Below are 17,064 nucleotides of genomic sequence, written 5' to 3'. Positions count from 1 at the left end.
CTAAACATCTAGGCAAATATCATATCGTCTTGTGTCAAACTTTGGCTGTCTGTTTCCCAAAGGGTAATCGTGTTGTTATTGTATTCAATATAGGTAGCTGTTCCTGAAGGGGATTGGTCGTCGTCTATCTGTGAGATCACCAGATCTTCGAAGGTGACGCCGTCCTTGTAGAACTTTAAAGTGTCCTGCCCGATGGTGAAGTCAGTAATGATGTCGTTGCCTGCATTTTCCTCAAATACAAACGTATTACTTCCGTTCACTCCGGTCATTTTGTCGTCACCGGTTCCACCGAACAGCATATCGTCGCCGTCTCCGCCCACCAGCCAGTCGTCGCCATCAAACCCATAAAGATATGTGTCATCGCTTTGGTTGGTTTTGACCGAGTTCATGGCAAAGATAACATCGGCGAAATTGGTGCCTGTCAAATACAGGTTGCCATTGGACGAGGTGATATCCTCTCCATTGATGATCTGTCCGGAATAGGCACCGCTCATGATGAGGGTCTGGCCATCCTCAAGACCGATGGAATCGAGAGAGTCTTGGAGAGTGGTGCCCGACCCCATATCGGTACTCAGATCACTTTCAGATAACTCGTTTCCCGCGGAATCGTAGTATTTACCGTCGTAGTAGCGGATCTGGAATTCATTTGCGGCCATCTGATCAGATAACTGCTTACTGATGACCTTGGCTGAAGATCCCGCTCCGGAGCTTTCTTGAATATAGGCGACCAGATCGGAATCAGGCGCTACACGGGCGATGAGACCTCCGTTGGATTTGTCATCAACGTCCGTCCAGATTTCGTATTCGCCGTTGTTGCTGGTGGTGGATTTCCAGTAGCTCAGGGCATTATTATCGGTTGCCGTTGCTGTGTAAAGGAACACATCCTCCCGCATGTCGAAATCTTTGACCCAAGTGTAATCCTGCTGGGCATAGGAGACGATGGAGCCGCCATTTGAGCGGGCATATTCGCCAAGGGCAGCAGTCATGGCGGCGTTAAAGCCCAGACCAATGAGAATATTAAGCCCTGGAACTGTGCTGCCCATTGCCAGACTTGCCATGGAGTTGGCTGTGACAAAGCCGCGCCCAATAGACCAGTTCACCCAGTCGGTTCCACCAGAGCCTTCATAGTAGGAAATATACTCGCTTTTTAAACCTCCAGTGATGATCAGGTCAGCGCCGTCTCCTGCATACACCGTGTCAATGTCCTGACCGGTCCGTCCGCCCACATGGATCAGGTTGGTTCCGGTTTCCGCATAAATGGTGTCACTTCCGTCACCGGAAAAAATCACGTCATTCCCGTATCCGGCGTGAATCTCATCATCTCCGGAACCTGTAACGATCAGGTCATTGTAACTTTTAGAGCTGTCAAATCTGGAATTATCGTCTGGCCCGTGGTCGCCGTAAACCAAGGAGTCTGCGTTGCTTGTGTAAATGGTGTCATCACCGCTGCCACCAATAACGGTGCTGGACTGTTTTGAGGAACTCTTGATATCGCCAAGGTTTATAAGATCATCGCCCGCACCTGCATCGATGTAAATTTTCAGATCGTTGGAGTACTTCCCATTTTGCAGGTTGACGTAGAACTTGTCATCCCCATCCCCTAAATCGGCATTAATACCTTTCAGGTAGGCTTTCTCGTAGGCCTTCTTCCAGCTGATATAAAAATCATCATCCCCACTGCCCGATGTGATCTCGTACTTGTAGGATTGGCTTTGCCACGTGGCGTGCTTGCCTTTGAACTCATTGGTTATGCCGCCATCACCAAAGGTCTTTTTTAAAACAGCCATCTATTCCCCATTCACTTGTTGAGTTCCTATTGCAAGCTTGCCTGTGAGAGCAAGTGCGATAGTTCCTTATTTGAAGTGTGCTCAAGGAGTGATTTATGGCAGACAATAGTTTTTTGTGTAATTAACTATAGTTAATATTACTCAGAGTAATTTCATGTATTTGAATTTATATAGTTAATCTGTGCTGTATTCTGTGTATTTATAGTTGTCGAGAGTATGCCTTTCAAAGTGAAGATCGAAAGACATACTCGTGCGTATCAGCTGAGGCTAGAGACGGCGCTCCTTACCTGCCCTAATAGGATTTGGGCAGGCCAAGAACTTTTTCTGCCACAAAGCACAGGGCCAGCTGCGGGGAGACGGGGGCAATACGCGGGATCAGGCTTTCACGCAAATACCGCTCCACATGGTACTCCTTGGCATAGCCGAAGCCACCATGCGCCATGAGGGCAGTTTGGCAGGCATTGAAACCGGCTTCTCCGGCCAGATACTTGGCCATGTTGGCACTGGCTCCGCAGGATTTGCCGCTGTCATATTCCCATGCTGCTCTCATAATCAAAAGCCATGCGGCTTCCAGCTCGGCTGTACAGGCGGCGAGGGGGTGCTGGATGGCCTGATTTTTGCCGATAGGCCGGTTGAATACAATGCGCTCCTTGGCGTAGTTGGCTGCCCGTTTGATGGCAGCAAAGCCAAGGCCCACCGCTTCGGCAGCAATCAAGATACGCTCAGGATTCATACCGTGGAGGATATACTGGAATCCATGTCCTTCCTCTCCGATAAGATCACTTGCGGGGATCTCAAAATTATCAAAAAACAGCTCATTGGAATCCACTGCCTTGCGGCCCATTTTGTCGATTTCGGAAACGGTAATGCGCTCCCGATCAAAAGGGGTGTAGAACAGGGAGAGGCCGTGGGTGTGGGATTCCACGTCTTCAAGCGGCGTTGTGCGGGCAAGAAGCAGGAGATGGTCGGCCACCTGCGCTGTCGAGATCCAGACTTTCTGACCGTTAACCACGTACTTATCCCCCCGCTTTTCAGCAAAGAGTTTGAGCTGGGTGGTGTTGAGGCCGGTGTTGGGTTCTGTCACGGCAAAGCAGGCCTTGGAGTTTCCTTGGGCAATGGGGCGTACCATGCGCTCCTTCTGCTCCTGCGTGCCAAAAATCTCAACGGGCTTAAGGCCGAAGATGTTGATGTGAACGGCTGAGGCGCCCGATAGTCCGGCACCGGATTCTGAAATGGTGCGCATCATCACCGCGGCCTCGGAAATGCCAAGGCCTGCGCCGCCAAGCTCTTGCCCCGTACAAATGCCCAGCCAGCCCTCTTTGGCTAAAGTTCCATAAAAATCATCGGGAAAGCCCCCTTGCTGATCCCGTTTGAGCCAGTATTCCTCATCAAACCCCTCGCAGATTCGGGCAATCGCCTCTTGAATTGCCTGTTGCTCTTCAGTGAAAGAGAAGTCCATTCTACCAATCCTTTAATTCCTTCGGGTGCGCTGTGGGCCATAAGATGACCGGCAACCCTAAGCCGCGTGTTTGGGAGGGGTGGGGGAATAGACTAAGTGTAAATACGGGGATGTCAATGGAGCGGAGGTCCCCTTGAAAAATAATAGTGCTAAAGGGGAAAGTAAGAGATCGAAATTGCGGCAACCCTCACAAACAAGGAGCGAGAGTTGCGCAAATCATTAGCGAAGCTAGAGCCCCCGCAGCATATTGCCCAAAACCAGCAGCAGCCACGCAATACCCATGGTTGGGTAGGCATTGCCGGAAACCACCGGAATGTGCATCACACTAAAGTAAACCAGCAGCGAGCAGATGCCCAAAGCCAGCGCCAGCAGGAACAGAATAAAGCTTGGGGGAGATAATCTCATGTCAAAACCTCAAAATTTAGAGAGCGCGCTGGTGATCTGTGTCATCTCATCCCTGTGCCAGCCTTGTGGCGGGGTGTAAAATGAACTCGAAGAGCGCAGCAGACGCTTTTCTCCACTTTTCAGCGCCTATGAAAACGGATAGGGGAGCGCCCCCTTTAAATTCTCCAGATTATCGCAGGATGCAGAGCAGAGATACCACCTGTCAAAGTGCAAGACACCCGTTAAAATCTGTGGGGTTTGCGCCCCCTGTTGTTTCTAGATAGCCTGCCAGATCATCAAAGTGAGGAGAAGCGAATTGGAAAAAATCACGGGTGGATGTCTCTGCGGGAAGGTGCGGTTGGAGGCCTTTGGGGCACCGGACAGGGTTGGCGTTTGCCACTGCCTTGATTGCCGCAAGCACCATGGGGCGGTTTTTTATGCCGCCGCCGTTTACCCGGAAGGTGCCGTCAGCATTAAAGGTGAACTGGGAGAGTTCAAGGGCCGCTTCTTCTGCCCCACCTGCGGTTCCTCCGTTTATGCAAGAAGCGGGGACGAGGTGGAGGTCCATCTTGGTACGCTGGATGAGCCCAGCCAGCTGTCTCCCACCTATGAACTGTGGACCACCCGCCGCGAAAAATGGCTGCCCCCGTTCCAAGGGGTGAGAGGCTATGAGTGCAACCGTCGAGAGGAAAAATGAGCTAGCCTTGCTTAATGCCGACCAAAGACTGCTGTAAACCTGCCAACTGGAGACCTGTTCTTCGCTCCGCTCCTCCGGCATGACCCAAGAGCTTTTGGTAGGGCTCTACCCACACCCATGGGCCGTCATTCCGCACTTAGATAGCGGGATTCAGCCACTCACCCATCCACTTTGAGGAACACACATATGAAAATAGTGACGCATTCAGCATTCATGGCAAACTCTTCCCTCAGCTCCAGCTTGATCCTGATCTGCTAAATTCTTGTAAACATGTATATTTTTATAGTTTAGACTCTCAGGGTACGTAGGGAGATGAGATTGTCGCGGCCTCATAATGCGCGGGGATCTAATACTTATTTATAGTATGCTTATTGTGAAATTTAAATCTAAAGTTGTGAGTAGATAGATTCACGCAAGGCGAAGTGTCCCTTACTCTCACTCATGTTTGGTTTGCTTTGAGCGTGCAATGAACTCCTCTACATTCATTGAAGAGGGCGCAATGAGGTACGGTGAACTCCAATGACGACTATCGGCTCTTCCAATTCGCTAAGTCAGGCGCATAGCCTACTTCAGGTTTTCCAAGTGAGTTCGCTGAACAATGGGCTGCGCAACGATACGGAAAACAAGACAGCAGCAGAGAAGATTCAGGAAATCGTCTCGGGCACAAATGATTATTCCAAAACTGCAGCTCAGGCGCAAATAATAGCCGCCCAGCTGAATGCAGAGGCAGCTGCGGCGGCTGCTGCTGAGAAGGCGGAGGAAACAGAGGAAGTAGAAGGAGACTTCGGTTTCGAAATTGGCGGTGTTTTCTATGAAAATGTAGAGGACATGAGTGAAGTGGACCGGATTAATGCCTACAGAGCAGCCAAAAACTCAATGCACTTCATAGAAGCTGGCAGTTCACACGAACAAAACGGATTTAGTTCTGAATTCGCGTCTATGCCGGATACTTTTAGCGAACGCATGGGGCACGTCAAGTTTGAAATTTCAGGTACTAATCGTCCTTCTCTTCATGATCCTGTCTATCAGGAATATCTCCGTGTCTCACAAATGACCAATGATATCGAGGACTACTATCGAGAATCCTATGGTGTCTACAGCTTGGAGTACATAACACTTTCACACAGTCTTCTTGAATCGCGTGAAGATATACTTGCAGAGCGTGATACTGTTGTTGAGCAGTATGGCTATCAAAGTTTGGAGTATGTCGAATTTATCTCTGACTTTTTTACCAATAAAACAAATATGTCATTTGCGCAGCATACTACTCCCGATGGAATGAGGATCACGTTCCAGCGTGATCAGGACGAAACGGGTATGATTAAATCGCCAGCGGAAAATATCTCACCTTATTTTTTGATGGAAACTGAAGAGGGGTCTGAGTGGTATTTGTTCGACTCTGAAACCCGAGAGTTAAAGTCCTTTTATGATGCCATTCAGCTTGATAAACTGGATACTTCAAAAGCAGTTCCTGTAGATTTATCACAGGCGAATGTTTCAAACATAGAAATACCTATAGGTTTTGCTGGCAGCATATTTTAAATAATTGAATGCCTCTCGGCTCCGGCCTTATTGCGGCCCGATAAGCGCGTGTAACCATGGATACCGCATCTCCGCTCTGTTCCTCGGTGTGACAGTTGTTCTTGGGTAAACGCCAAACCACTTCCATGGATAATCATCCCCCGCTTAGATAGCGGGGTCCTCCTCTTGTCAAACGCATCACATGTGAATGTAGTGATGCACCCAGCACTCCTCGACAAACTTCTCCATGCCTTCGGGAATATGTGCCTGCGACCAGTCTTGACCTGCAAATTCGCGCAGGCTGTCTTCGCTGTCCCATTCGCTTATCATGGCATATTCATCGGGGGAGAGGGGGCTGGGGCCTCCCAGTATAGCCCGCAGGCATCCCGCACGTTCCGCGACCGAACTAAGTGCAACCGTTTGAAACAGTGGTTCAAACTCTTCCCGCAGTTCCGGCTTGATCCGAACCCTGTAAATACGTGTAATCATTGATGTCATCCAAACTTCAGCAGGATATGCCGCGCGGCTTTTCCCGAAAGTGGCCCTATTAAAAATACCATTGAAGGCACCAAAACAACTGTTATCAGCAGGGTACGCAGCGGCATGGCGGCCTCCACCTGCGCCCATTCAAATGCCAGCAGGGCAAGCGTAACAGCGGTATAGACAACAACCCACGCGAAGAATACTGCGAGTAGTTTTGTCATGTACGGCGCTCCATGAATTTGGAAATGACTTGAAAATATCCTGGCAGGATGGCGTTTAAACTCTGTTTTCCCGCATCGGTCAGCGCCAGTCGGTGCGCGCGGGAATCTTCTTTGTCTTCACTGCGAACAAGAAGACCGGCGCTGAGCATGGAGGAGATTGTCCGGTGAAGGACGGGTTTTGAAACGTCCAGCCGTTGGTTGATCTCACTTTGGCGCAGACTGTCTGTCTCCGGTTCGCGGTCGATGACCACCAGAACGAGGAATTTCAGCTGGGAAAGCTGGTGGGCACTGAAATAGGTGTCCAGCAGGCGGCCCAGTTCGCTGGCCGAGCGCATCATGGACAGGGCCTGCTCGATATCATCGGTGCTGCCCACGCCGGTTTGGGCAACGTACCGGTCAATCATCATGCGGGTGGGCAATTCCTTTAGAAAATACATGGGGCTACATCACTCCGTGCAGGGGCAGGATACGGGGTGGCTTAGCGAGCCATTCCTCGTAGGACTTGAAAACAGCACGGGTATACGGCTGGTCGTGGTGCTGATCCAGCGCACTTTGATTGTCCCACTCTTCAAACAGATAGAGCGTGTCGCCAGCGGGCGAGGTGAACAGATCAAAAGACCGGCAACCAGCCTCCGCGCGTGTCTCATCAAGAATACTGATAATCGCCTGCTGCGCGTCTTTAAAGTGTTCCGGCTTCGGGGTGATTTCAGCAAATATGAAAAGGGGGTGTGACATGACGATCTCCTTAATTAAGTTATCATGATAACTAAATGGGGCACCGGTTCCTGTCAAGCACTTTAAAATGCGATGGATCAGGGCCTAGGCAAAATGCACTCCCACCGCAATTAAAGAGCAATTCTTTGAAGGTATCTTTCACCTTTCAATTTACTCCCTTGCCCTGAAAGCGCATCAGCGCGAAGGCTCAGGCACATTGAACGCTTAAAGACATAAACCCATAGATACCGGATCTTCGCTCCGCTCGTCCGGCATGACGGCGGTGTCATGAGAGAAGGGCCTCACGCACCCCAAAGGCCGTCATCCCGCGCTTGACGCGGGATCCCGTTGTTCTTGGACTGGCCCTGAAAATTTTAGAAAGTGATCAGTCGTAGTTTGGGTAACTATTGCAGTAACGTTTGTTGTGGAGGCGCAACTTTATTTTCTGAGATGAAGGAAGAAGGAGGCGTTTCTATGATGTCAACTAGCGCAAACATAATTATGGAAGTAAAGACTATTGATATAAAAGTTTGCAGCCAAAAACTTGGAGAATTGAGAACTTCTCGCCAAGGTTTAACTTTCCGAATAGGTTCGTCGCGCTTTGATAACAGTAATATTGTACGTTGTAGAGCCGTAAGGAACAGGAGGATACTGAGTACGGCTGTACCTATGACGGCAAAAAAGTTACAGAGTATGATGAATATATTGGAAGGGTTTCCGAAATCCCAAATTACACTAGCTGCCGCAACAAAAGCGCCTCCAAAAGCTACCAGCTCTGCTATTAGTTTTAAATCCTCGGCAAACTCTCTTGAGCTAAGAGGGGATTCTAATGGTTGAGGCTTTGAGGTGGACTCGGTCATGCTTCTTCTTTTTGTTCCATTTTTCGTCTTTGTTCACGGCGTTCTTCAGCCAGCGCGATGCGTTGAGGTTCAGTGAAAAGATCTTTAAGGACTAAAACGGTGAAGTCCATTAGGTCTTCAACTTCACTTTTGCCCAATGTTCCGTCATGTACTCCATCATTTCCTTCAAACCTAATATGATCAGCAAGGCGTTTTAAACGCTTGGAAAGATCGCCTTTTTCAAAAAGCCAGTTTATTCGGTCGGCTAAGTTCTTTCTTGCTTTCTGGTTTGGGCCACCGTCTCCGGCAGGAGCATTTGGCAAAATCTTTTTTGTAGCGACATCGAGGCATAATCTACACATAGCTCCGGCAGCGTTGTAACAACTCTCTGCTTGGCAACGTGCGGCTTCAGTGAAAATAGTTTCCAGATCATTAGGGAGGTGCTCAGGGCACGAAACCTGCCCCCAAGCAGGTGGTCTGATTTGTTCATGTATGTCATTAAAATAGCGCGAAAATTTACTATGTAATTCTGCAAACGAATTTGATCTGAGAGTTGGTTTGCGTGTCCCAAATCTAAAAAGTGAAACTTCTCCGCAATTACGACAAACTCCAGTAACTTTTGCATAGCGAAAAAAATCTCCCGCACGGTCACGGTCTGGGATAATGGCGTTTACTGCGAAAGTTACTTTCTTTGCATTGCACCATGAACAATCGCTTACAAATTCAGACATGCAGCTTTTCCTAAACAGTTAGTGGTTGTTGTGCAGTTTCTGACATAAAACGGCGAATTAAAAATGATTGTATAAACTATAATTTACACCTTATATGTTTAAGGGATTTTGTTCAATGACGTCCTTGACGGGATTGATGTAGCGATTCCCACCTTCACCAATCCCCCTCCCATCTTTTTCCGCAAAAGGGCTGGCAATCTTTTGCAATCTTCAATATGAGCAACACAACACTTTTCGAATTGGATCAGGGGCATGGCTGGCGCTGGATATTCACGCGACGCGAGCCTTTGATAAATCTGAGCGGGCAGGAGCTGCGCTCAAGGAGGCTTTATGAGTGCAGCTGGAAAGCAGCCCTATGAAACGCGCCGCACGTTTGCGATTATCTCGCATCCCGATGCCGGTAAAACCACGCTGACGGAAAAGCTGCTTTTGGGCGGCGGGGCGATCCGCGCGGCGGGGCAGGTGCGTGCACGTGGCGAGCGTCGGCGCGCCCGTTCTGACTGGATGAAAATCGAGCAGGAGCGCGGAATCTCCGTGTCATCCTCCGTGATGACATTCGAGCGCGATGGCTACCTGTTCAACCTGCTGGATACGCCGGGCCACGAAGACTTTTCTGAGGACACCTACCGCACGCTCACCGCCGTTGATGCGGCGATCATGGTGATTGACGCGGCAAAGGGTATTGAGACCCAAACCCGCAAGCTGTTCGAAGTTTGCCGTCTGCGGGATATTCCCATCATCACCTTCATCAACAAGATCGACCGCGAAGGCCGTCACCCGCTGGAAATTCTGGATGAAATCCAAGAGGCGCTGGCGCTGGATGTGACGCCCATGAGCTGGCCTGTTGGCATGGGCTCTGACTTCTTCGGCGTTTATGACCATCTGGGCAACCGCTTCTTCACCTCCACCGAGGGGCGCGGCGGGCCTATGGACACCATCAAACCCGTTGAAGGCTTGGAAGACCCCGAGCTGGTTGGTGATCTGTTTGACAATATCCGCGAAGAGCTGGAAGAAAACGTTGAGCTGGGCGGCGCGGGCTATCCTGAGTTTGATCCTGAAAGCTTTCTGGAAGGTCATTTGACCCCTGTCTTCTTCGGCTCTGCCCTGCGTGATTTTGGTATCGAGCAGGTTCTGGATTTCATTGCCGAACATGCGCCATCCCCGCACTCCCAGCCAGCCACCGGCGGGCGCACCATCACGCCGGACGAGAAAAAAGTCACCGGTTTTGTGTTTAAGGTGCAGGCCAACATGGACCCTAAACACCGCGACCGCATCGCTTTTGTGCGCCTGTGTTCAGGCACCTTCAAGCGCGGCATGAAATTGAAGCACGTGCGTGCGGGCAAGCCCATCACCGTGTCCGCACCGCTGTTCTTCTTTGCAGAAGAGCGCGAGATTGCCGAAAAGGCTTATCCGGGTGACGTGATCGGCGTGCCAAACCACGGGCAATTACGTGTGGGGGACACCTTGTCCGAAGGTGAAGTCATTCACGTGACCGGCCTGCCTGCGTTCGCGCCGGAAATCCTGCGCCGTGTGCGCCTGACGGACACCATGCGCGTCAAACAAATGCGCCGCGGCTTGGAAGATTTGGCAGAAGAAGGTTTGGTGCAAATCTTCAAGCCTGCTATTGGCACCAACTGGATTGTGGGCGTTGTGGGTGTGTTGCAGCTGGACGTTGTTGTGGACCGGCTCAAGGCTGAATATCAGACGGAAATCGGCTTTGAAGCGGTGATGTATAACACCGCCCGCTGGATTGAATGTGATGATCATATCAAGCTGGACAAGTTCTTGGAGACCAACCGCGCCAACGTTGCCAACGACCGCGACGACAAGCCGGTTTATCTGTTCAAGAACGCTTGGGAAGTGAACTATGTGGGCGAAAAGAACCCCGATATCCGCTTCCGTGAAACCCGCGAGATTGTATATTCGGATTAATCAAAGGCTTTACCGCTTGGCTGGACCCCGGATCAGGTCCGGGGTGACATCTGTGCTAGATGAGAAGCCAAGCCACACATAACAGCGTCATCCCGGCCTATGAGCCGGGATCCAAACCGACTATCGTAGCCCTACACGCGTTTAGAGAGATTTGATGTTAGACCCTGCTTTGGAAACACTGGTTCTGCCGGTTCTGGAAGAAAGCATTGCCCTGCCGGACACGGGCGAGCTGTTGTTTTTGCGCGCGCGCATGGGGCCATCCCTGCGCCAGCTGCCAAGGGAGCGTCTCGTTTGCCATCAAACCTTTGCACCGGACGCAAACGCTCTGGAGCGTTCGGGCTTTAAAACTGTTTTTGAGGTGGAAGGGCAATTCCCCTTCATCATGGTGCTGCCTCCACGCCAGAGAAAAGAAGCGCGGGCGCTGTTGGCGCAGGCTGTAAAGGCATGCGGTGAGGGCGGCATGGTGGTGGCGGCAATCTCCAATACGGAAGGGGCCAAAACCTGCGAGGCAGACCTGAAAGCTCTGGCGGGCCTTGATGGCAACAAATCCAAAAACAAATGCCGCGTGTTCTGGACGCAAATCTCCAAGGAAACGGTCAATCAAGACCTGCTTGACGAGTGGTTGCAGCTGGATAGCGTGCACGAGATTGAACAGGGGCGCTATAAAAGCCGCCCGGGTGTGTTCTCTTGGGATCATATCGACCATGCCTCCAAGCTTCTGGTAAAGCACCTTCCAGCCACCCTTCAAGGCAAAGGGGCGGACTTTGGCGCCGGACTGGGATACCTTTCCGATGAAGTGCTCACCAAGTGCCCTAAAGTGTCCGGTATGGACCTTGTGGAAGCAGAAAAGCGTGCACTGGACCTTGCCAAGCTGAACCTGTCTAGCGCTGCAAAGCCCGTTGAGTTCATCTGGGCAGATGTGACAGCAACGCTCAAAGGGGCCTACGACTTCATCGTCATGAACCCGCCGTTCCACACCGGTAAAGCCGACCGCACCGATCTGGGCCAAGCCTTTATCGTGTCCGCAAGCAAGGCTTTGAAACCGGCAGGATCCCTCTGGATGGTCGCCAACCGGCATTTGCCCTATGAGCACACGCTGGAGAAGCATTTCGATCGTTTTGAAATTGTGGGCGATGAAGGTGGATTTAAAATCATTCATGCAGTAAAGGCACGCAAATGAGACTGGTTAAACTCATAGCAAACCTTGGCTATGGCAGCCGCAAGGAAATCACACAGGCCATCAAAAACGGCTGGGTAACGGACCGCGCGGGAAATACGCTGAAAAAAGACAGCACCACCCCGCACGAGGACATCCTTCTTGACGATGAGCCGTTGGACCCGCCCGAAGGCCTCGTGCTGATTATGAACAAACCACTTGGCTATACCTGCTCGAAAAAAGACATCGGCAAACTGGTTTATGACCTGCTGCCCGAGCGCTTTCGCGTGCGAAAACCAGCCCTGTCCACTGTGGGGCGGCTGGACAAGGACACCTCGGGTGCTTTGATATTTACCGATGACGGGCAACTTCTGCACCGCATCAGTTCTCCAAAGTCCAATGTTTCAAAGGTGTACGAAGTGGAACTGGACCGCCCGTTGGATGGTACGGAAGTGGACCTGTTTGCCTCCGGCACTCTCATGCTGGACAGCGAAACCACACCGCTTAAACCCGCTGAACTGGAAGTGCTTGGCGAAAAATCCGCAAGGCTCACCCTGCATGAAGGCCGCTACCACCAAGTCCGCCGCATGTTCGCCGCCACCGGCAACCACGTCACCTCCCTCCACCGCTCCAAAATCGGCGGCCTCTCTGCTGATATGGCGGAAGAGGGCGGCTACAAGATTTTGAGTGCGGACGAGGTTGAGAAGGTGTTTGGTTCTCCTGAAAAAGCCTAACGGGCAAATTACTATTCTCGCCAAATAAAGTGTTAGCTGTTCATTCAACTTTTGAACCGAACAAAGCACATTGTTGTGCCTTTGCTGTTTATGAATGGCAACATTTTACATTGAAACTATAATAGGGACGTGTAGTGATTACAAATCGCAAAATTTCTTTGAAACAGTCACTTGTAATGATACTTTTCACTCTGGCTTTATCTGGCTGTCAAACTAGTTCAGAAAAGATAAGTGAAGAGCGTATCTTAAATAATAAATATAATTTGACCCAAAGTAAAAAAGTGGGTGGTTTCTCTTTTTCTTATAGTAAACCCGATCAAACACGGAACTGGGAGTACCTTATGAGTATTTCTCCAGTCCCGCCTTCATTGCGTGACCAGAAATTCTTATCTGCTCTCTTCGATGCGAGTTCAGAAATTTGCAAGTCAAATGTTCCAAATGCCAATACAGATAAAATTGGCGTTATAAGTAAAAGGCCCATAGTGGATAAGCAAAGTCAGACTTCAAAGCTGTTGATGTTCTGCCATGAAAAATAGCTTTCGGTAAAGCTTGCCGTTTGTTATTCCAAGTGAAATTTGTTTCAAACTATCTGTAACTAGACCCCGCATCAAGTGCGGGGTTACACACGCGGAAAAGTTGAATAAGTGTTTGGGTGAAGAGGCTTAAAGTTCCCGTTATGAATTAGTCCGGCGAGTGCTGGGGAAAGTCCACTACTGCCTTCTTTTGAAGGCTTGCTCGATCAATCTTGCCAGATGATATGAGCTCAATGGTATCGACGAATTTTATGGCATGAGGCGTTTTAAAGCCAATGCGCTTTTTGACAAACGAAATTAGTTTTTGCTCGCTAACGGGGCTGTGCCCTTTTTTCAAAACAACGTAGGCAGCGATATTTTCCCCGTGAATGCTATTGGGGACACCCACAACCGCAGCGCTTCTAACTTCTGGGTGTGAAAGCAAGACTCCCTCTACTTCTTGAGGGTAAATGCTTTCTGCATCAAACTTTATGATCTGCTTCGCTCTGCCCCTGAACCAATAGTGGCCTTCCGCATCCTCCATAAATAAATCTTCAGAGTCCAGCCACCCGTCAACCGACTGCAATGGCCTATAGCTTTTCCCCTCCCGGAAACCGATTGCAGTTGCCTTTGACTTATACCAAAGGTTTCCGACGGTGCCTTGAGGAACTTCTCTCCTATTTTTATCTCGGATTGATATCTGGACTTCTGGATAAGGCCCCCCAACCGAGCCAATATAGCGCCTATCCTCGACGGCATTGGTTAGTAATATGCAGCTCTCCGTAGTGCCATAGCCTTGGAATATGGGAATACCGGTTTCAAGTATAAACTGGTCATAGAGTGTCTCGGGAAGTTTATCCCCTGCTGTTCTAAGTATTCGTATTGAACTCAGGTCTATTTGTTTACGTTTATGGTCCTCAAGAAGAGAATATATTTCTTTTACATGACTTGTTACGAAGGTTGGATGGAATGTGTTGATGGTGGCTCGGATGGAGGACTGTTCTTGAGAAGGGGCCACTGCAGTTTTCCCTCCTGCGCCCAATCCGGCAAAAACCATCAATAGACCAGAAAGGTGAAAGAGTGAGGCGCAATTAAGCGTAGTATCTTTGTCTGTGATATTAAAGACTTGAATAAACGCCTGTACGCTCGTGCCGAAGTTCTTCGCATTGTAGGTTACTCCTTTCGGAGCTCCGGTGCTGCCAGATGTATACAGGATGAGAAACGGCCTTTCTGGACAAGGGGGAGGGAGTGAAGCAACGGCTCTAATATTGCTTTTTGAGACCTCAAGTCCTAGGGACACTTCATCTGAATACTTTAGATACAGCACCTCAATGCCAAGATTGGAAATATTCTCGCATTTTGCCAGATCGCGCCTTTTACTTGGATGAGCCAAAAGGAGTTTGGGTGCGCTCTTAAGCAGCGCACTGTCAATCTGTCTGGGGGTGAATGGATAATATATTGGGAATACAACAGTTCCCGATTTTAACGCAGCGCAAAAAGCAACAACGGCTTCCCAGCAATTTGGGAGGAGTAATGTAAACAAGTCTCCTGGAACCAGCCCCTTGGCGAGCAGAGTTTGCGCGAGTTTGTCGCTCAAATCATTGAGCTGTCGCCATGTCAGACAAGCGCGCTGCGAAAGCACTGCGTATTCATCTGGCTTGTTACTATACCCAAGATCTACTATGGAATGCAGATCACATATCTTATCCAGTTTTGGACCGAGTTTTGGCATTTTTTGATTGCTGTAGTTATTTCGACCTGTCCTAGCTCAGGACTAACAGGGTGCACCGAATGACGCAAAGTAAACTTGCCGTGATGCCGTACTCTTGCATTAAATGGTTAAGGGCCGGGCTTGGTACAGGGGCTGAAGAGACTGAACCCCTTTGGGCGCGATGAGCTGAATTGAGGCGCTTGGATAGTATCTGGACGAAGGTCCGCTTAACTTGGCGTGAGTTCTAGCCAGACCTGCAACGCCCTTGAATGTCATAAGGGCCTTGGTGTTTATTACAGTAAGGAATGCTTCTATGTCGGTCTACAAACACCTGAGCTGTGAGAAGAAAGACCAGATTGTCACTATGAGGGCGGCGGATTATCGCTGCCTGCAATCACGACGGCTTTAACCGGCTCAATCAACTTTGCGGAAAGTCCACCACTGCCTTTGTTTGGAGGCTTGCTCTATCAATCTTGCCAGATGATATGAGCTCAATAGTATCTACGAATTTTATGGCATGAGGCGCTTTAAAGCTAATGCGCTTTTTGACAAATGAAATCAGGTCTTGTTCGCTGACGCAACTGTGCTCCTTGTCCAAAACCACGTAGGCAGCGATATTTTCTCCATGAATGCTATTGGGGACACCCACAACCGCAGCGCTTCTAACTTCTGGGTGTGAAAGCAAGACGCCCTCTACCTCTTGGGGGTAAATGCTTTCTGCGTCAAACTTTATGATTTGCTTTGCTCTGCCCCTAAACCAATAGTGGCCTTCCGCATCCTCCATAAATAAATCTTCAGAGTCCAGCCACCCGTCAACCGAATGTAATGGTTTATACCAATTCCCCTCCCAAAGGCCGATGGCACTTGCCTTTGTCTTGTACCAAAGGTTTCCAACAATGCCTTGAGGGACTTCTTTGTAATTTTCATCTCGGATTGATATCTGCGTGCTTGGGTAAGGACCCCCTATTGAACCAATGTAGCGCCTATCTCCGCTGGCATTGAGAAGTAATGGACCGCCCTCAGTTATTCCATAGCTTTGGTATATTGAAATACCCGTTTCAACTAAGAATTGGTTGTAGAGAATTTCGGGGAGTTTATCTCCTCCGGATGCAAGTATTCGTACTGAACTCAAGTCTACTTGTTTACGCTTATAGCCTTCAAGGAGAGAATAAAGTTCCCTTACATGACTTGTTTCATAGGTCGGATGGAATGTGTTGATAGCGGCATGGATGGAGGAGGAATCTTGAGAACGAGCCACGGCAGTTTTCCCTCCTGCGCCCAATCCAGTAAAAACCCTCAATAGACCAGAAAGGTGAAAGAAAGAGGAGCAATTAAGCGTTATATCTTTGTCTGTGATCTTAAATGCTTGGATACTTATCTGCACACTCGTGCCGAAGCTTTTTGCGTTGTGGGTTATGCCTTTGGGAGCTCCGGTGCTGCCAGATGTATACAGTATGAGAAACGGCCTTTCCGGACAAGGGGGAGGGAGTGACGCAACGGCTCTAATACTGCTTTTTGAGACCTCAATTCCTAGAGACACTTCATCTGAATACTTTAGATACAGCACCTCAATGCCCAAGCTGGAAATATTCTCGCATTTTGTCAGATCGTTCCTTTTGCTTGGATGGGCCAAAAGGAGTTTGGGTGTGCTCATATGCAACGCACCGTCAATCTGCCTAGGGGTAAATGGATAATATATTGGGAATACTACAGTTCCTGATTTTAGTGCCGCGAAAAAAGCAACAACTGCTTCCCAGCAATTTGGCAGTAACAGTGCAAAACGATCTCCAGCAACCAACCCTTTTGCGAGCAGAGTTCGTGCGAGTTCGTCGCTCAAATCATTGAGCTGTCGCCATGTCAGACAAGCGCGCTGCGAAAGCACTGCGTATTCATCTGGCGTGTTACTATACCCAAGATCTACTATGGAATGCAGATCGCATGTTTTATCGAGTTTTGGACCGAGCTTTGGCATTTTTTTGATTGTTGTAATTACTTTGACCTGTCCTAGGTCTGGACTAACAGGGTGCACTGGATGACACAAAGTAAACTTGCCGTGCTGCCGTACTCAAGCATTAAATGGTTAAGGATCGGACATGGCGGAGCGGGGCTGACGCGATTGAGCGCCTTTGGATGGGATGAGCTGAATTGCGACGCTCGGATAGTATCTGGACCGTGGTCCGTTT

Annotated in this window: 17 protein-coding genes; 6 read left to right on the top strand and 11 right to left on the bottom strand. The window is 49.6% G+C overall.

Annotated features, from left to right (window positions below; translation table 11 throughout):
• Positions 1-8: 8 nt before the first annotated feature.
• The 3 genes from P6574_RS13905 to P6574_RS13895 all read right to left on the bottom strand — a co-directional run bounded on the left by P6574_RS13905 (position 9) and on the right by P6574_RS13895 (position 3,651).
• The gene (locus P6574_RS13905) at positions 9-1,787 is read right to left on the bottom strand and encodes a calcium-binding protein (protein ID WP_310620871.1); all 1,779 of its coding nucleotides are present in this window, start codon (positions 1,785-1,787) and stop codon (positions 9-11) included.
• A 292-nt stretch (positions 1,788-2,079) separates the two neighbouring features.
• Positions 2,080-3,246, bottom strand: coding sequence for an acyl-CoA dehydrogenase family protein (locus P6574_RS13900; protein WP_310620870.1), 1,167 nt, complete (start codon positions 3,244-3,246; stop codon positions 2,080-2,082).
• A 228-nt stretch (positions 3,247-3,474) separates the two neighbouring features.
• The gene (locus tag P6574_RS13895; protein ID WP_310620869.1) at positions 3,475-3,651 is read right to left on the bottom strand and encodes a hypothetical protein; all 177 of its coding nucleotides are present in this window, start codon (positions 3,649-3,651) and stop codon (positions 3,475-3,477) included.
• A 295-nt stretch (positions 3,652-3,946) separates the two neighbouring features.
• Here P6574_RS13895 and P6574_RS13890 point away from each other — a divergent pair, with 295 nt between their 5' ends.
• Both P6574_RS13890 and P6574_RS13885 read left to right on the top strand, forming a co-directional pair.
• Positions 3,947-4,327, top strand: a complete 381-nt coding sequence (locus P6574_RS13890) for a GFA family protein (protein ID WP_310620868.1) — start codon at positions 3,947-3,949, stop codon at positions 4,325-4,327.
• A 519-nt stretch (positions 4,328-4,846) separates the two neighbouring features.
• On the top strand, positions 4,847-5,869 hold the full coding sequence (locus P6574_RS13885) for a hypothetical protein (RefSeq protein WP_310620867.1): 1,023 nt from the start codon (positions 4,847-4,849) through the stop codon (positions 5,867-5,869).
• A 177-nt stretch (positions 5,870-6,046) separates the two neighbouring features.
• On the opposite strand, the gene P6574_RS13880 is transcribed toward P6574_RS13885, so the two are convergent.
• From P6574_RS13880 to P6574_RS13855, 6 genes are all read right to left on the bottom strand, one after another.
• Positions 6,047-6,337, bottom strand: coding sequence for a putative quinol monooxygenase (locus P6574_RS13880; protein WP_310620866.1), 291 nt, complete (start codon positions 6,335-6,337; stop codon positions 6,047-6,049).
• 5 nt (positions 6,338-6,342) lie between these two features.
• Positions 6,343-6,552, bottom strand: coding sequence for a hypothetical protein (locus P6574_RS13875; protein WP_310620865.1), 210 nt, complete (start codon positions 6,550-6,552; stop codon positions 6,343-6,345).
• Positions 6,549-6,989, bottom strand: coding sequence for a MarR family winged helix-turn-helix transcriptional regulator (locus P6574_RS13870; protein ID WP_310620864.1), 441 nt, complete (start codon positions 6,987-6,989; stop codon positions 6,549-6,551). The genes P6574_RS13875 and P6574_RS13870 overlap by 4 nt, the downstream gene beginning before the upstream one ends.
• A 4-nt stretch (positions 6,990-6,993) precedes the next feature.
• Positions 6,994-7,287, bottom strand: coding sequence for a putative quinol monooxygenase (locus tag P6574_RS13865; RefSeq protein WP_310620863.1), 294 nt, complete (start codon positions 7,285-7,287; stop codon positions 6,994-6,996).
• A 383-nt stretch (positions 7,288-7,670) separates the two neighbouring features.
• Positions 7,671-8,126 (bottom strand): hypothetical protein, encoded by a 456-nt coding sequence (locus tag P6574_RS13860; RefSeq protein WP_310620862.1) that lies wholly within the window; start codon positions 8,124-8,126, stop codon positions 7,671-7,673.
• A complete protein-coding gene (locus P6574_RS13855; protein WP_310620861.1) occupies positions 8,123-8,836 on the bottom strand; it encodes a DUF4145 domain-containing protein in 714 nt (237 codons plus the stop codon). Before P6574_RS13855 ends, P6574_RS13860 begins: the two co-directional genes overlap by 4 nt.
• A gap of 330 nt (positions 8,837-9,166) precedes the next feature.
• Here P6574_RS13855 and P6574_RS13850 point away from each other — a divergent pair, with 330 nt between their 5' ends.
• From P6574_RS13850 to P6574_RS13835, 4 genes are all read left to right on the top strand, one after another.
• Complete coding sequence (locus P6574_RS13850; RefSeq protein WP_310620860.1) at positions 9,167-10,768, top strand: peptide chain release factor 3; 1,602 nt, start codon at positions 9,167-9,169, stop codon at positions 10,766-10,768.
• A 154-nt stretch (positions 10,769-10,922) separates the two neighbouring features.
• Positions 10,923-11,948 (top strand): class I SAM-dependent methyltransferase, encoded by a 1,026-nt coding sequence (locus P6574_RS13845; protein WP_310620859.1) that lies wholly within the window; start codon positions 10,923-10,925, stop codon positions 11,946-11,948.
• Positions 11,945-12,658 carry a pseudouridine synthase gene (locus P6574_RS13840; RefSeq protein ID WP_310620858.1) on the top strand — a complete coding sequence of 238 codons (714 nt, stop codon included), beginning with the start codon at positions 11,945-11,947 and terminating at the stop codon, positions 12,656-12,658. Before P6574_RS13845 ends, P6574_RS13840 begins: the two co-directional genes overlap by 4 nt.
• Before the next feature lie 158 nt (positions 12,659-12,816).
• On the top strand, positions 12,817-13,194 hold the full coding sequence (locus tag P6574_RS13835) for a lipoprotein (protein ID WP_310620857.1): 378 nt from the start codon (positions 12,817-12,819) through the stop codon (positions 13,192-13,194).
• A 145-nt stretch (positions 13,195-13,339) separates the two neighbouring features.
• Here P6574_RS13835 and P6574_RS13830 read toward each other — a convergent pair whose 3' ends face one another.
• Together P6574_RS13830 and P6574_RS13825 are read right to left on the bottom strand one after the other, a co-directional pair.
• Positions 13,340-14,902: a class I adenylate-forming enzyme family protein gene (locus tag P6574_RS13830; protein WP_310620856.1), complete on the bottom strand. Its 1,563-nt coding sequence runs from the start codon at positions 14,900-14,902 to the stop codon at positions 13,340-13,342.
• A gap of 397 nt (positions 14,903-15,299) precedes the next feature.
• Positions 15,300-16,853 (bottom strand): class I adenylate-forming enzyme family protein, encoded by a 1,554-nt coding sequence (locus P6574_RS13825; protein ID WP_310620855.1) that lies wholly within the window; start codon positions 16,851-16,853, stop codon positions 15,300-15,302.
• Positions 16,854-17,064 lie beyond the last annotated feature (211 nt).

The organism is Pseudovibrio sp. M1P-2-3 (genome assembly GCF_031501865.1).
Taxonomy (GTDB): domain Bacteria; phylum Pseudomonadota; class Alphaproteobacteria; order Rhizobiales; family Stappiaceae; genus Pseudovibrio; species Pseudovibrio corallicola.
The sequence above is the reverse complement of the archived record's forward strand: the minus strand, read 5'-3'. Positions and strand labels throughout refer to the sequence as shown.

Bases quoted from the DNA above. Each gene is read 5' to 3' on its own strand.
- P6574_RS13905 (WP_310620871.1), bottom strand. From the start codon at position 1,787: ATGGCTGTTTTAAAAAAGACCTTTGGTGATGGCGGCATAACCAATGAG.
- P6574_RS13900 (WP_310620870.1), bottom strand. From the start codon at position 3,246: ATGGACTTCTCTTTCACTGAAGAGCAACAGGCAATTCAAGAGGCGATT.
- P6574_RS13895 (WP_310620869.1), bottom strand. From the start codon at position 3,651: ATGAGATTATCTCCCCCAAGCTTTATTCTGTTCCTGCTGGCGCTGGCT.
- P6574_RS13885 (WP_310620867.1), top strand. From the start codon at position 4,847: ATGACGACTATCGGCTCTTCCAATTCGCTAAGTCAGGCGCATAGCCTA.
- P6574_RS13880 (WP_310620866.1), bottom strand. From the start codon at position 6,337: ATGATTACACGTATTTACAGGGTTCGGATCAAGCCGGAACTGCGGGAA.
- P6574_RS13875 (WP_310620865.1), bottom strand. From the start codon at position 6,552: ATGACAAAACTACTCGCAGTATTCTTCGCGTGGGTTGTTGTCTATACC.
- P6574_RS13870 (WP_310620864.1), bottom strand. From the start codon at position 6,989: ATGTATTTTCTAAAGGAATTGCCCACCCGCATGATGATTGACCGGTAC.
- P6574_RS13865 (WP_310620863.1), bottom strand. From the start codon at position 7,287: ATGTCACACCCCCTTTTCATATTTGCTGAAATCACCCCGAAGCCGGAA.
- P6574_RS13860 (WP_310620862.1), bottom strand. From the start codon at position 8,126: ATGACCGAGTCCACCTCAAAGCCTCAACCATTAGAATCCCCTCTTAGC.
- P6574_RS13855 (WP_310620861.1), bottom strand. From the start codon at position 8,836: ATGTCTGAATTTGTAAGCGATTGTTCATGGTGCAATGCAAAGAAAGTA.
- P6574_RS13850 (WP_310620860.1), top strand. From the start codon at position 9,167: ATGAGTGCAGCTGGAAAGCAGCCCTATGAAACGCGCCGCACGTTTGCG.
- P6574_RS13845 (WP_310620859.1), top strand. From the start codon at position 10,923: ATGTTAGACCCTGCTTTGGAAACACTGGTTCTGCCGGTTCTGGAAGAA.
- P6574_RS13840 (WP_310620858.1), top strand. From the start codon at position 11,945: ATGAGACTGGTTAAACTCATAGCAAACCTTGGCTATGGCAGCCGCAAG.
- P6574_RS13830 (WP_310620856.1), bottom strand. From the start codon at position 14,902: ATGCCAAAACTCGGTCCAAAACTGGATAAGATATGTGATCTGCATTCC.
- P6574_RS13825 (WP_310620855.1), bottom strand. From the start codon at position 16,853: ATGCCAAAGCTCGGTCCAAAACTCGATAAAACATGCGATCTGCATTCC.